Source organism: Bradyrhizobium sp. CB82 (assembly GCF_029714405.1).
Lineage (GTDB): Bacteria > Pseudomonadota > Alphaproteobacteria > Rhizobiales > Xanthobacteraceae > Bradyrhizobium.
This window is the reverse complement of record NZ_CP121650.1, coordinates 2,618,258-2,632,159: the sequence shown is the minus strand read 5'-3', so window position 1 is coordinate 2,632,159 and position 13,902 is coordinate 2,618,258. Positions and strand designations below refer to the sequence as shown.

General features: G+C 64.4%; 13 protein-coding genes and 1 pseudogene. 3 read left to right on the top strand and 11 right to left on the bottom strand.

What is annotated here, in order from left to right:
* Nucleotides 1-52 precede the first annotated feature (52 nt).
* The 9 genes and pseudogenes from QA640_RS12730 to QA640_RS12690 all read right to left on the bottom strand — a co-directional run bounded on the left by QA640_RS12730 (nucleotide 53) and on the right by QA640_RS12690 (nucleotide 8,189).
* The gene (locus QA640_RS12730) at nucleotides 53-1,222 is read right to left on the bottom strand and encodes a Gfo/Idh/MocA family oxidoreductase (protein WP_283040968.1); all 1,170 of its coding nucleotides are present in this window, start codon (nucleotides 1,220-1,222) and stop codon (nucleotides 53-55) included.
* Between the two features lie 61 nt (nucleotides 1,223-1,283).
* Entirely contained in the window at nucleotides 1,284-1,583 is a 300-nt protein-coding gene (locus QA640_RS12725) for a septal ring lytic transglycosylase RlpA family protein (RefSeq protein ID WP_283040967.1), read from the bottom strand.
* Between the two features lie 104 nt (nucleotides 1,584-1,687).
* Nucleotides 1,688-2,071, bottom strand: a pseudogene (locus QA640_RS12720) (CmcJ/NvfI family oxidoreductase); the annotation flags it as partial.
* Nucleotides 2,072-2,078: 7 nt separating this feature from the next.
* The gene (locus tag QA640_RS12715) at nucleotides 2,079-3,017 is read right to left on the bottom strand and encodes an ABC transporter substrate-binding protein (protein WP_283040966.1); all 939 of its coding nucleotides are present in this window, start codon (nucleotides 3,015-3,017) and stop codon (nucleotides 2,079-2,081) included.
* Nucleotides 3,014-4,114, bottom strand: coding sequence for an LLM class flavin-dependent oxidoreductase (locus QA640_RS12710; RefSeq protein ID WP_283040965.1), 1,101 nt, complete (start codon nucleotides 4,112-4,114; stop codon nucleotides 3,014-3,016). Before QA640_RS12710 ends, QA640_RS12715 begins: the two co-directional genes overlap by 4 nt.
* A gap of 20 nt (nucleotides 4,115-4,134) precedes the next feature.
* Complete coding sequence (locus QA640_RS12705; protein ID WP_283040964.1) at nucleotides 4,135-5,316, bottom strand: acyl-CoA dehydrogenase family protein; 1,182 nt, start codon at nucleotides 5,314-5,316, stop codon at nucleotides 4,135-4,137.
* Nucleotides 5,310-6,101, bottom strand: coding sequence for an ABC transporter ATP-binding protein (locus QA640_RS12700; protein WP_283040963.1), 792 nt, complete (start codon nucleotides 6,099-6,101; stop codon nucleotides 5,310-5,312). Before QA640_RS12700 ends, QA640_RS12705 begins: the two co-directional genes overlap by 7 nt.
* Entirely contained in the window at nucleotides 6,095-7,108 is a 1,014-nt protein-coding gene (locus tag QA640_RS12695) for an ABC transporter permease subunit (protein WP_283040962.1), read from the bottom strand. Before QA640_RS12695 ends, QA640_RS12700 begins: the two co-directional genes overlap by 7 nt.
* Nucleotides 7,086-8,189 carry an ABC transporter substrate-binding protein gene (locus QA640_RS12690; RefSeq protein WP_283040961.1) on the bottom strand — a complete coding sequence of 368 codons (1,104 nt, stop codon included), beginning with the start codon at nucleotides 8,187-8,189 and terminating at the stop codon, nucleotides 7,086-7,088. Before QA640_RS12690 ends, QA640_RS12695 begins: the two co-directional genes overlap by 23 nt.
* A 484-nt stretch (nucleotides 8,190-8,673) precedes the next feature.
* Between QA640_RS12690 and QA640_RS12685 the strand changes: the two genes are divergently transcribed.
* On the top strand, nucleotides 8,674-9,660 hold the full coding sequence (locus QA640_RS12685; RefSeq protein ID WP_283040960.1) for an ABC transporter substrate-binding protein: 987 nt from the start codon (nucleotides 8,674-8,676) through the stop codon (nucleotides 9,658-9,660).
* Between the two features lie 130 nt (nucleotides 9,661-9,790).
* Here the strand turns inward: QA640_RS12685 and QA640_RS12680 are convergent, their stop codons facing one another.
* Nucleotides 9,791-10,216 (bottom strand): hypothetical protein, encoded by a 426-nt coding sequence (locus QA640_RS12680; protein ID WP_283040959.1) that lies wholly within the window; start codon nucleotides 10,214-10,216, stop codon nucleotides 9,791-9,793.
* A gap of 237 nt (nucleotides 10,217-10,453) precedes the next feature.
* Nucleotides 10,454-10,900, bottom strand: coding sequence for a hypothetical protein (locus tag QA640_RS12675; RefSeq protein WP_283040958.1), 447 nt, complete (start codon nucleotides 10,898-10,900; stop codon nucleotides 10,454-10,456).
* A gap of 248 nt (nucleotides 10,901-11,148) precedes the next feature.
* Between QA640_RS12675 and glgC the strand changes: the two genes are divergently transcribed.
* Together glgC and glgA are read left to right on the top strand one after the other, a co-directional pair.
* Nucleotides 11,149-12,417 carry a glucose-1-phosphate adenylyltransferase gene (gene glgC, locus QA640_RS12670; protein WP_283040957.1) on the top strand — a complete coding sequence of 423 codons (1,269 nt, stop codon included), beginning with the start codon at nucleotides 11,149-11,151 and terminating at the stop codon, nucleotides 12,415-12,417.
* Complete coding sequence (gene glgA / locus QA640_RS12665; RefSeq protein ID WP_283040956.1) at nucleotides 12,408-13,862, top strand: glycogen synthase GlgA; 1,455 nt, start codon at nucleotides 12,408-12,410, stop codon at nucleotides 13,860-13,862. The genes glgC and glgA overlap by 10 nt, the downstream gene beginning before the upstream one ends.
* The last annotated feature ends 40 nt before the right edge of the window (nucleotides 13,863-13,902 follow it).

Sequence of the window (13,902 nt, the reverse complement as noted above, 5' to 3'; positions counted from 1 at the left end):
GACGGACCCGCGGAGAGTCCCCCTCACCCGCGCCGCGGCCCCGCCGGGAGCGTCACAACACCACCCGCCGGCCCTCATCCGCGGCCCAGTAGCCGGCGTAATTCACCTTGATGGTCTCGAACGCCAGCGCCAGATCCGACAACGGCTGCCGACCGGTCGCCACGCACTCCATGAAATCCTGGATCTCCTGCAAATAGCCGCGCGTCCATTCCTCCTCGAGGCAGACATATTGCCAGCCGGTTTTGCGATCGACCTTTTCGGTGATGTAAACCGAGGCGAGCTTCTGCTCGCTGGTCTGGTAGCTCATCAGATGCGTGTTCGGCGTGATGTTGGCGAACAGCGAGCCGCCACTCGTGTAGGTCTCGATCAGATTGCGCACGCCGCCCATGATCATGTCCCCGGACAACACCGTCGCCTTGGTGCCGTCGGAGAAGGTGATGGTGAGCGTGCCCCAATCCTCGACGTCGACCGGGTTGGCCTTGATGTAGGTGCGCTCCTCCGGCTTGAGACCGGCGGTGACGTTGCCGACGTCGCAGGTGACGCTCGCGATGCTGATCGTCTCGCCACGCGCTTTCGCTTCGACCTGCTTCAGGTACAGCACCGCTGAGAGCGGGTGGCACCCCATACGGATCAGCGAGCCGCCGCCGGTCATCGCCCATTGCGCGGCGTGCGCGGCATGTGAGCCGGAGTGGCTCTCCTCACCCTTCATGAACAGGATCTTGTCCTTCGTCGCCCTGATGATTTCCGCGGTCTTGGTCACCGCCGGCGCGTAGACCCAGTCCTCGGCATACATGAAGAGCTTGCCGGTACGTTCGACGGCCGCGCGGGTCGCCTCCATCTCCTCCAGCACGCGCTCATACATCAATGCCTTCGGCACGTGCTTCCCGATCGGCTGCTTGTCGCCCTGGCGACCGAAATAGCCGGCAAAGGGCTTTTCGCAGATCACGTGCTTGCCCGCCTGCATGGCCGCAACGATCATCGTCGCATGCAGATTGGGCGGCGTGCAGATGTCGACGACGTCGATATCGTCATCTGCAATCAGGTCGGAAAAGCTGCGATAGCTGCGCGGGATCTGATGGCGGCGGGCGAACTCGACGACATGGTCGCCGCGCGCGGCCACTGCCCCAACTTCGACATCCACGCCATAGACGCGCCGAAACGCATGCATATGCAGCTCCGACACGAAGCCGCAGCCGACGAGCCCCACCCTGATCTTCGCCATTACGACGCCCCCTCGCCATTTGGTTGGGGGTATTATAGCGGGCTCGCCGGCAGACGCTTGCCTATTGCAGGGAGACCCGCACCACGCCGGCGCTCATCATGCCGAGCGCGCGGGCGGCGGGAACGGAGAGGTCGACGATACGGCCACGAATGAAGGGACCGCGGTCATTGACCCGGCACTGGATCGAGCGCCCGCGATAGGACACCGTGAGCACGCTGCCAAACGGACGCGTCCGGTGAGCGCAGGTCATCTCGCCGTTCCCAGCGGTTTTTCCGTATCCGTAATATGAGGCAAGTCCGTTTTCAGCATGCGCTAGAGAAAAGGTGACAAAACAGAACAATAAAGTCGTCAGAGCTCGCACGGCACCCCTCCGGGTTGGCCCTGCCCGGCGCTGCAAACGTCGATCTGTTCCCTGAAGTTCCCCAAGCACTGCCGGTCCAAGACCGGAAGTGCCATCACACATTGTTACGGTTTGTGAAAAACCAACGTGCGCAGTTCGATGCTTTCGCGCGGCGGTGCGTCGGTCGGCGTAGTTGGATCGACAAAGGCGGTATGCGGCCCGAAGCGGATACGGCCGTCGGCCGCGGAATCATAGCACTTCAGCAGCAGCGCTTCATCCCGCGTCATCCCTGGGAAATAGAACCAGCGATGGTTCGGGTTGTATTTCACTGAATAGGTTTCGCCGCGGCGGTTGGGATAGATCAGCTCGGAGGCGACGAGATCGTCGGGTGCGACCGTCGTGCCGTCAGCCATTGCAAGCGGAGAATCGCGCCAGGGGCCGCGGGTCGGCCGCCAGAGATTGATGATCTGCACGCGGCCCCTCAGCAGCTCTTCGGCCTCGTCAGGGACACGAGACCTACAATCCCGCCTTTGCGATCGCGTCCGAGAAGGAGCGATCGACGATGCCCGCGGCGTCGAGCTTCTGCTTGATCAGACCCCAGCGGAAATAGAGATCGATCGTGGCCTGCTCGTCCACGACCACGCTGTCATCGATCGGCGTGATGCGGATTTTTGCGCGCGAGAGCCAGTTTTGCGGGACCGCGGTCGGGATGTTCATCAGCCTACCCCAGGTCTCGGCATAGCCGTTCACGTTGTCCAGAGACCAGGCCCGCGCTGCGGTGAGGCGCCGGATGAAGTCGGTCAGCTCGGCTCGCTTGTCACGGATGGCCTCGGGCCGCGCCACCTGAAAGCTGAGGCCCGGCGTCAGGCCTTCCGAGGTGATGATGCGGCGCGACTTGAACAGCACCTCCTCCTGGCTGACATAGGGCTCCCAGGTCGACCAGGCATCGACCGATCCCTGGCTGTAGGCGATCTTGGCATCGGATGGCGCGAGGAATGCGATCTGCACATCGCTCGCAATCCAGCCGTTCTTCTCCAGCGCCGCGAGAATGAGCTGATGGCCGATCGAACCGCGCCCCGTTGCGATCTTCTTGCCGCGCAGATCGTCGAAGCTCTTGATGGGCGAGGTCTCGGGCACGAGGATCGCAAGCCCCTCGCGCGTCTGCCGGATCGCAGCGATCGCCTTCACCGGCGCGCCCGAGGCCGCGGCGAAGGTGAAGGGCGCGTCGCCCACGAGGCCGGTCTCGATCGCGCCGGCGCTGAGCGCCTCGAGCAGCGGCGCGGCCGCCGGAAACTCCTTCCACTCGATCTTGTAGGGCACGTCGTTGAGCTGGCCTGCCGCTTCCATCACGGCCCGTGCATTGCCCTTCTGGTCGCCGACGCGCAGGGTGGTTTGCGCTGCTGCAAGGTCGAGTGAACCGAACAGCATCGCGCCGGCCAGCATAAGCCGGATCATTCCGCGGCCTCACCGCGGGCGACTTGACGCTTGGCAATCAGCTCGCGCGTCAACGGAATCAGCTCGCGGCCATACTCGATGGTATCGATCAGGGGATCGAAGCCGCGGATCAGGAAGTGCGAGATGCCGAGGTCGTAGTAATCGCCGAAGACCTCGGCGACCTGCTCGGGCGTGCCGACGAGCGCAGTGGTATTGCTGTTCGCACCGGTCAGCTTGGCGATCTCGGTCCACAGGCGCTTGTCGATGCGGCTGCCCTGATCGGCGAGGCTAAGCAGTCGGCGCGCGCCGGCGGTGGCATGGCCGTCGGCCGGCTTGCGATAGCCGGTCTTGTCCTGAAGCGCGGTCGCACGCGCAAGGATCGCTTCCGCCTTCTCCCAGGCCAGCTTCTCGGTCGGCGCGATGATCGGCCGGACCGACAGGCTGAAGCGCGGCGTCGGTCGCCCCTGCCGGACGGCTGCGTTATGCACGCGCGAGGTGACGTCGCGCACCTGGGCGTAAGATTCGCCCCAGAGCGCGAAGGTGTCGGCGTGCTTGCCGGCGACGTCGATCGCGGCATCCGAGGCGCCGCCAAAATAGATGCGGATGCCGTCAGGGTGATATGGTTTCACCTGCGAGAAGGCATTCTCGACCTGGTAGTACTTGCCTTTGTAGGTGAACGGCTTGTCGCTGGTCCATTCCAGCCTCACGATGTCCAGGACTTCAGACGTGCGAGCGTAGCGCGCGTCCTTGTCGTCGAGCGTGTTTCCGTCCTGCCGAAGCTCGGTGGCGTTGCCGCCGGTGATGACGTGCAGCGCGACACGGCCGCGGGAGAACTGGTCGAGCACGGCGAACTGCCGCGCCAGCAGCGTCGGCGCAGTGAACCCGGGCCGTTGCGCGATCAGCACGTTGAGGCGATCAGTCACATTGAGGACGTGCTGGGCCACTTGCAGGCTGTCCGGCGTCGTCGAATGAAACGCCAGTAGTGCACGATCGAAGCCGGCATTCTCATGCGCCTTGGCAACCGTCTCGATGTGGGTCGGATTGAGGATCGGCCCTTCCCGAACGATGGTCTCGGATGAATTGTTGGTGCTGATGTAGCCGATGAACTCGATCGACATTGATCGTCTCCTTGTTGGTCTCAAAGTCCGAGCGCGGCACGGCCGAGGCCGATGCGGGTGGAATCATCCTGCGGGGTGTGCACGCGGCCGCACAGCACGTCGCGATAATGCCGCTCCAGCGGATTGGCGCGGGTGAGCCCGTGATTGCCGGTCAGCGACAGCGCGTCCTCGACCACGGCGACGGCGTTGTTGGTCACAGTCAGCTTGATGACGTTGGATTCGGCGGCCGAGAGCGAGGCCCCGTCGTCGAAGTCGCCGGAAAATGAAGAGATCAGCCTGCCATTTACGGCAAGCCGTGCCTCGATGGCGCCGAGAACCTCCTGGGCGCGAGGCAGTGTCGACAGCGGCGCGCCCAGACTGGCGGGGACGCGGTGCTTCAAGAACTCGATGAGCCAGTCGCGCGCGGCCCGCGCGATGCCGTCATAGATCGCGGCGACGAATACCGTGTGCACGATCGCCTGCGTGACATCCGGCGCGCGCCAATCCGCGGGCCTGCGGACATCGATCTCGGACTCCAGCGGGATAACGACGTCATCGAAGAGGACGTCGTGGCTGCCGCTCGCGCGCAGGCCATGATGGTCCCAGGTCTCGACGATGCGCGTGCCCGGCAGGCCCGCCGGAACCAGGAACTGCCCAACGCGCGGCTCCGCCTCGTCGGTCCTCGCCCAGACCAAATACCATTTCAGGATCGGCGCGCCCGTCGAACAGATCTTGTGACCAGTCAGGCGCCAGCCGGTCTCGGTGCGCCGCGCTATGGTCGACGGCAACCCACCGCGCGCCGGCGATCCGAGCTCCGGCTCGACGCGTAGCGCGTTGATCAACGCAAGGCCCTCGACGCTCTCGCGCGCGAGCTTGCGCGACAGCCGCGCCGGCCAGCTCGCGCTCCTCGCCATGACGAGGTGGTTGATGTAGTGCATCGACAGCACCAGCGCGGTCGACGGGTCGGCCTTGCCGATGATGCCGAGGATGCGCGCGGCATAGCGCGCGCCCGCTCCGGCCCCCCCGTGCGCGGCCGGCACCGTCAGGGATAGCAGACCGGCTTCCGACAGCTCCCTGAAATTCTCGAAGGGGAAGCTGGCGGTGCGGTCATGCTGGGCCGCGCGCTCGGCGAAGCCTGCGGCAAGGACCTGCGCGCGCTCGACATAGTCCGGCTCGCCTTGCGACGCGCGAGGTTTTGCGGCCGTCCCCTGCGGCGCTACCATGTGGCGTCGAGCCCCAGCAGCCCGAGGATCTGGCGGCGCAGCTCCGCCAGATAGGGATCGCCACGATGCCGCGGATAGGGTCGGTCGACGCGGATGTCCGCCTTGACACGCGCCGGGCGCTCGCTGAACACGATGACGCGGTTGGCCAGCACCAGCGCCTCCTCGGCGTCATGCGTCACCAGCAACGTCGTAAACCTCTTGCGCTGCCAGAGCGAGACGAGCTCGGCCTGCATCGTGATGCGGGTCAGCGAGTCGAGCTTGCCGAGCGGCTCGTCGAGGATGAGGATCTTGGGATCGTTGACGAGCGCGCGTGCGAGTGCAACGCGCTGCGCCATGCCGCCGGAGAGCTGGTGCGGATAGGCGTTGCGGAAGGCCGACAGCCCGACGAGATCGAGCGCGGCATCGACGCGCGAACGCTGGCTCTTCAGGATGCCCTGGGCCTCGAGGCCGAGTGCGACGTTGTTCCAGACCGTGCGCCAAGGGAACAGCGTCGGATCCTGGAACACGACGACACGGGAGGGATGCGGATGCGTGATACGGCTCTCGTCCTCGCGCAAGGCGCCCGACCTCGGCTTCTCCAGGCCCGCGACCAGCCGCAGCAGCGTGGACTTTCCGCAGCCGGACGGACCGAGCAGCGCAACGAACTCGCCGGGCTCGACGGCGATGCTGACATCGCTGAGCACCGGAAGCGCGGCGCCGTCGATGTCGAAGGCGTGGCTGACCTGCTCGATGTCGAGCGCAGCACCGGCGGCGGGATAGGCGATGACCTCGGCGGTCGCTACCATTTGACGGTCCCCCTCCGCCAGACCAGGAGACGGTCGCGGATCGCAAACAACAGCGTGATCGCACCGGAGCAGAGCAGCGACATCACAATCAGCGCCGCGTACATGTTGGCGTAGGCCGCCCAGCCCTGCGCCCATTGCAGGTACCAGCCGAGCCCGGCCTTGACGCCGATCATCTCGGCGATGACGAGGACGGCAAATGATGAGCCGAGGCCCATGAACAGGCCGACAAAGACGTGCGGCAGGGCTGCGGGGATCGCGACCTTCAGCACCAGGAAGGATGGCTTCGCGCCCAGCGTGCGCGCCACGTCGTAATAGGCGTTGCTGACGCTCGCGACGCCCGACCAGGTCAGCACGGTGACGGGAAAACCGGTCGCGAGCGCGATCAGGAAGGTCGAGGCGCTCCAGCCCGACGGGAACGTGAAGAAGGCGATCGGCAACCAGGCGGTTGCCGGCAAAGGGCCGATGAAGCGCAACACCGGATGCACCCAATAGCCGATTGCGCGCGACCAGCCGATCGAAACGCCGGTGAGGAAGCCGATGGCTGCACCGACGAGATAGCCGCCGAGCTGGAGTCGGACCGAGGCAAAGACGCTGTCGAGCAGCTTTGGCAGATCGTCGGTATAGACCTCAATGATCGCCTGCGGTGGCGGGAAGAATGGCAGCGGCAGCCACGCGAATTTTGCAGTCGCGACCTCCCATAGCGTCAGGATCAGACCGAGCGCCAGCAGCCACGGCGCGCGCTTGCGCAAGGCGCGTCCGGCAGAACCGAGGTAATCGGCACCGACCGTCCCGAACAGCGCGAAGGCGGCGATGATGAAGGCAGCGATCCCAAGTGAATGCGTCCGCGACCAGTCGCCGACGTCGTCCCAGAGCAGACAGGACAGGCCGAAGGCGATCCAGGCGAAGCTCGCCGCGACACCGGCACCGGACTCCTTCAACCAGCCGGCAAGCGCAAACTCGCGCGGTGCGGTGGACGGCAGGCCGTCAGACAGCGAATACGTCGACATAGATTCGCTCCGCGAATTTGGCGGTGTCCGTGCTCGGCTTGAATACCGAGACGCTCTTCAGATCATCCGCATAGGCCTTGAGCTCACGCTTCAACACCTCGCCGACCGGGTGGTGATGATGGGTGTGGTAGCGCACCATGCCTTCGAGATCGGCGAGCGTCGCCGCTTTGGGCGCGTAAGGCTGGAACGATTTGGCTGCCTTTTCCGGATTCTGCGACGAGAACATCGCAGCATCCAGCAGCGCTTGCGTGATAGCACGCGCGACCTGCGGCTCGTCGCGCACCAGGCTGCCACGCAGGCCCAGGATGCAGCAGCTCTTGTCGCGATATTCCCCGTCGAGATTGGAGGCGACTTCCTTGTACTGACTGTCCTTAAGCCAGAGATAGGCGAGCGGATCGGACGACAGGAAGGCCTGCACCTCACCCTTCTCGACGGCGACGTTGAGGAGATTGCCGGGATAGGCCCGCCAGTCGACGTCCCTGATCGGATCGATGCCGAGCTTGGAGAGCTGGATCGAGAAGAAATTCTTGTCGGGACCCGCGAGATCGCCGACCGCGACGATCTTGCCCTTGAGATCGGCGAGCTTGCTCACGCCGGAGTCCGCCCGCGACAAGACGCGCATGCAGCCGCCATGAGTGCCGGCCGCGATCTTGACGTCGAAGCCCTGCTCCAGCGGCTTCAGCCAGCGCAGCGCCATGCCGAGACCGGCGTCGCTCTTGCCCGTTGCGATGGCTTCCAGGAGCTGATCGGTCGAGCCGGAATAGTTGACGAGCTCGACGTCGAGATTCTGCTTCTGGAAGAAGCCGTGCTCGATCGCCACGGGGACGGGCGCGAGGCAGACCGCGCCTGCATTCCACGACAGTTTCAGTTTGCGCGGCGCGCCGGTCAGCACAGGTCCATCGGAGGAGGTCTGGCACAGCGGGAACTGCGAGAAATCGATCGCCGGCCCGACCGCGCGCGGCACGAAGGCTTGTGCGCTGAGAGCGCCGAGCGGCGCGGCGAACCCAGCTGCTAGGCCCGCCCGCAGCAGGCGGCGCCGGTCGAAGTCCACCCCGCCGCGCTTGTCCTCGTTGTCGCTCATCTGCACCTCATTGCCCCAAGGATTGCCAAGGCTCCGCCACATGCGCAACGCGGCGCGTTGCGCATGTTCCCTGCGGAGCCGCGTTAAGAGAAAAGCATTCTCGAGGCGAACACGTCGCCTCTTGATTACGATGTGCAAATGATGCGGCGCGCTGGCCGCATCGTCAATGAAATGGAATTTCGAATGTTGCGAGCAGCGCAGTCATTCCCTCCACCAGTGCGCGCATCGACGAAGAAAGGATTTTTCGCCTTCGCTGCGATTGCCGATGATCGTCGCGTCTCCGTTGTCCGCACGATCTCCGCGCCAGATCAGACGTCGCACACGTCGCGTTCTGGTAGGACCTCGTTTCGAGAAACGTCCTTCTGGCAAGTGCACGCAATTCGGTCGACCGTTTCATTGACTGCATGTCGCGCGTTCATAGACTTGATCGTCTCGCTGCATCGTTCGCTCACGCGTCGTGAGCAAGGACAACAAGAAGCATCATATGAGCATCAACTCCCACTCGCACGACCGCCCCTTCGCACGCCGGCTCGCGGCGTCACTGCTCGCCGCCACAATCACACTGTCGACAGCGGCTGCGTCCTTCGCAGCGGACACGATCGTGCTGCGCGTCGGCGACCAGAAAGGCGGCAACCGTTCTCTGCTCGACATCTCCGGCTATGCCAAGGACCTGCCCTACAAGATCGAATGGTCGGAATTTCCCGCGGCGGCACCGATCCTCGAGGCATTGAACGCGGGCGCGCTCGACGTCGGCTACACCGGCGACCTCTCTTTCCTGTCGGTCTATGCCGCGGGCGCACCGATCAAGGCGATCGGCGGCACCAGATCGGACGCGAAGACCCAAGCCATCCTCGTGCGGCAGGATTCACCGATCAGGTCGGCCGCCGACCTGAAAGGCAAGCGCCTAGCCGGTACCCGCGGCGGCTGGGGCCAGTTCCTGATCGACGCGACGCTTGAGAAGGCGCAGATCAAGCTCGACGACGCGACGTTCGCGCCGCTCGGACCGGTCGACGCCAAGATCGCGCTGCTCGCCGGCTCGATCGATGCCTGGGCGGTGTGGGAGCCCTATGTGTCCTTTGCAACGCTGAAGGACAAGGCGCGCGTGATCGCCGACGGCGAAGGGTTGACGCCGACCATCACCTTCATCGTCGCTTCCGACAGCGCCATCGCCAGCAAACGCGCCGCCGTTCAGGATTTCCTGCATCGCCTCAGCAAGGCGCGGCTCTGGTCGCTCGATCACCTCGGCGACTATGCGAAGAACACTGCCGAGCTGACCAAATTGCCGGAAGACGTGCTGCTCAGCGCCTACACCGCGCAGCGCACCAGCCCGATCGAAATCGATGAGAATGTGGTGAAGGAGGTACAGGAAGCCTCCGATCGCGCCACCCGCTACGGCATCTTGCCGAAGAAGCTCGACGTCGGCCAGGCCGTCGATCGCAGCTTCACGGCGGCCGCCGCAGGCTCGAACTGAGCGAGCCAGAGATGAGCGGTCCATCCCTCAAGGCCGGACCGCTTCATCTCGCGGCGATCGTACTGGTGCACGTCGCCTGCATGGCGGCGATAATCTGGTTCTCATTGTGACCGCGCGCGTGCCTGCGTGGTCACCAATATCCACGATAATAAGGCCGGTGCCAGGCGCGGTATGGCCGGTAGTAGCCATAGCTGTAGCCGTAATACGGTCGATACGGGCGGTAGTAGCGGGGATAGGCATAATAGGGCGAATAGGCGTAGCCGGGCCCGTAGCCGTAGTAGGCTGGCGCGTAGCCGTAGCCATAACCATAAGGGCCGCCGTAATAGCCGTAGGGCGCGGTGCTCGCGATGGCGCCACCGATGATGGCGCCGGCTGCGAGCGCTCCCAAGCCCCAGCCCCATCCGCCGCGCCAGTACACCTGCGTGGTATCATCGCCGACGACGGCTTTCATCGCTGCCACGTTGGTCGGCATCGGTGCCGCCGCGGCCTGCTGCATTTGGCCGGCCATGACGGCTCCGGCGACCGAACAGGCAATTGCTGTTTTCAAGATACTCATCGCCTCACTCCCTGTCTGACGTTTCCTTTGGAAAGAGGATCGCACGCCGCATGATCTGGCATCTTTGCGCTGAGTCAAAGCAATCCGTTTGCGTGCACTGCATTTGCGTGCACTGCACAAGGAAGCCGTCGTCGATCCCGACCGTCTGAAAACCTCAGAAAGCCGGCGCGGATCGCACCAGCTCCCGCCGCGAGCGCTGAAATGCCGCAGGTACGCCCACAAGCTGGACCGAAGCGACTACTTCGTCCTCAGGCCTGGATCGGTTGCCGATGCCATGAGATCGCCTGCCTCACGGCCGCCATGCGTAAACCAGCTCTGGCGCAGATCGACGTTTCGGAGCGTACCCGAACCGAGCAGGCAGCCAGCCGCCGTCGGGACCACGACAAAATCGTTGCCGAAGGCGAGCACGTCGATGCGATAGGTGTGCGTCCCGGCGTCGACGAGCTGCCAGTGGCCTTGCAGCAACTGGACGTGACGATCGCTCTTGGCGACGGCGGTGCCGTTTTCCTTCAGCGACAGGGTCCACGCCCCATCGAAGGAGGCGGTCTCGGCGCAGAGCGAGAGGACCTGCCAGGCCTCGGCGAGATCGCGTTGCTGGACCGGGTGATCCGGGGTGCCGATCAGGTAAGCCAGCCCGACTGAAAGCAGCCGCAACAGGCCGAACATTTCGTTGGCGCAGGGCATCGGATGAATCCAAAAAATATCAAAGCGATCTGAAATAGTCTTCAGCCTACCACCCTTTCGGGGCGATCGGGAAGACTCGGCAATCGAAAAAAGCCGAGCCGCAGGGCGGCCACGGCCGACTGGCAACCAACAGGCCACTTTCCGAATTGTTATCCGTGCCGCTAGAATTCTGCTTCGATGCAGCCGTCCCCGGCTTCCAGTAATGGAGGTTTCGGGGCGATAAAAACGGGGCCCCCCGGGAGGACAGAATGAATCGTGTTGGAAATGAGCCACTCGCGCGCCAGGCCCTGGCCTTCGTTCTCGCTGGCGGACGAGGAAGCCGTCTTCTCGAGCTGACCGACCGCCGTGCCAAGCCCGCGGTTTATTTCGGCGGCAAATCCCGCATCATCGACTTTGCGCTGTCGAACGCAGTGAATTCCGGCATCCGTCGCATCGCGGTCGCCACCCAGTACAAGGCCCACAGCCTGATCCGGCACCTCCAGATGGGCTGGAACTTCTTCCGGCCCGAGCGCAACGAGAGTTTTGATATCCTGCCGGCGAGCCAGCGCGTCTCGGAGGCGATGTGGTACGTCGGCACGGCCGACGCGGTCTACCAGAACATCGACATCATCGAGTCCCACGCCTGCCGCTTCATCGTGGTGCTCGCCGGCGATCACATCTACAAGATGGACTACGAATTGATGCTGCGGCAGCACGTCGAGAGCCACGCCGACGTCACCGTCGGCTGCCTCGAAATGCCGCGGACGGAATCGAGCGGCTTCGGCATCATGCATATCGACGACAGCGGCATCATCCAGTCGTTTCTCGAGAAACCGAAGGACCCGCCGCCGATGCCGGGCAAGCCGGACATGTCGCTCGCCAGCATGGGCATCTATGTCTTCGATGCCAAATTCCTCTTTGAGGAGCTGAAGCGCGACGCCGCCGACCCGAATTCGAACCATGATTTCGGCAAGGACATCATTCCCCATATCGTCAAGAACGGCCGTGCGGTGGCGCACCAATTCTCGAGCTCCTGCGTCCGGTCCGGCGACGATACGCGCTCCTATTGGCGCGACGTCGGGACCGTCGACGCTTACTGGGCCGCCAACATCGACCTCACCGACGTGGTTCCCGAGCTCGACCTGTTCGACCGCTCCTGGCCGATCTGGTCCTATTCGGAAATCACGCCTCCCGCCAAGTTCGTGCACGACGAGGAGAGTCGGCGCGGGCAGGCGGTGAGCTCGCTCGTCTCAGGCGGCTGCATCATTTCCGGCGCATCGCTGCGGCGCTCGCTGCTGTTCACCGGCGTGCGGATCAACTCCTATGCCAATGTCGAGAATGCGGTGATCATGCCCTACGTCACTGTCGGTCGCGGCGCGCGGCTGCACAACGTCGTGATCGACCGCGGCGTCGAGATCCCTGAAGGTCTCGTGGTCGGCGAGGACCCCGAACTCGACGCAAAGCGATTCCGCACAACCGAGCAGGGCGTCTCGCTCATCACCCAGCCGATGATCGACAGGCTCAATGCATGGCGTTGATGCGCGTACTCGCGGTCGCATCGGAAATCTATCCGATCATCAAGACCGGCGGTCTTGCCGATGTCGCCGGCGCACTGCCGGCCGCATTGAACGTCCATGACGTCGAGATGCGGACGCTGGTGCCGGGCTATCCGGCCGTCATGCGGGCCTTGCCGAAGGCCGAGGAAATCCGGCGCTGGCCGGATTATTTCGGCGGGCCTGCGCGCCTGCTCGCGGGCATTCACGACGAGCTCGACCTCTTCGTGCTCGACGCACCACATCTCTACGAGCGGCCGGGCAACCCCTACGTCACCGCAGATGGTACTGACTGGCCCGACAATGGCGTGCGCTTTGCGGCGCTGTCGCGCGTCGCCGCCGATATCGGCCTCGGCCTCGTCCCTTCGTTCGTGCCTGACGTCGTGCATGCGCACGACTGGCAGGCGGCATTGCTACCGGCCTATCTGCACTATGCCGGCGGTCCCCGCCCCGGGACCGTAATGACGATTCACAACATGGCTTATCAAGGCAAGTTCGCCTACGAGATGCTTGCTTCGTTCGGCCTGCCACCGGAGTCCTTCAGCCTCCACGGCGTCGAATATTTTGGTGGGATCAGCTTCCTGAAAGCCGGCCTGCAATTCGCCGATCGCATCACCACGGTGTCGCCGACCTACGCGCAGGAAATCCAGGGCGACGAGGGCGGCATGGGGCTCGGCGGCCTCTTGCGCGAGCGCTCCGGCGTGCTCAGCGGAATCCTCAACGGCATCGATATCGGCGTCTGGAATCCCGAGACCGACCCGCACATCGCCTATCGCTTCGGCGCGAAGGAGCTGCAATTCCGTGCCGCCAACAAGGCGGCGCTGCAGAAGCAGTTCAATCTCACGCCGTCGGCGGAGGCGCTTCTGCTCGGCGTGATCAGCCGGCTGTCCTGGCAGAAGGGCCTCGACCTCCTGCTCGAGACCATTCCGACGATGCTTCGCGAAGGCATGCAGCTCGCGCTGCTCGGTAGCGGCGATGCCGATCTCCAGGACCGCTATCAGTCCGCGGCACGCGCCCATCCCGGCCGCATCGCGGTCGTGATCGGCTACGACGAGATCCTTGCCCACCTCATCCAGGCTGGCTCCGACGCGCTCGTCGTGCCGTCGCGGTTCGAGCCGTGCGGCCTCACCCAGCTTTGTGCGCTTCGCTATGGCGCCGTGCCGGTCGTCTCGCGCGTCGGCGGCCTCGCGGATACGGTGGTAGACATCGGCGAGGCCGACAGCAGCGGGCACGATGCGACCGGATTCAAGTTTGGGCCGGTCACACCGGAAGGTCTCGCCGGTGCGCTTCGCAAGGCCAACCTCGCCTTCCACGATCATTTGACCTGGCGCAGGCTGCAATTGAGCGGCATGACGACCGACGTCTCCTGGCGCAACCGGGCCGGCGATTATGCCGCGCTCTATCGCACGATGACCGCGGCGCGCCGGTAATGGCCTGGACCATCTGACGCATTTCCATCGTCGAATCAGT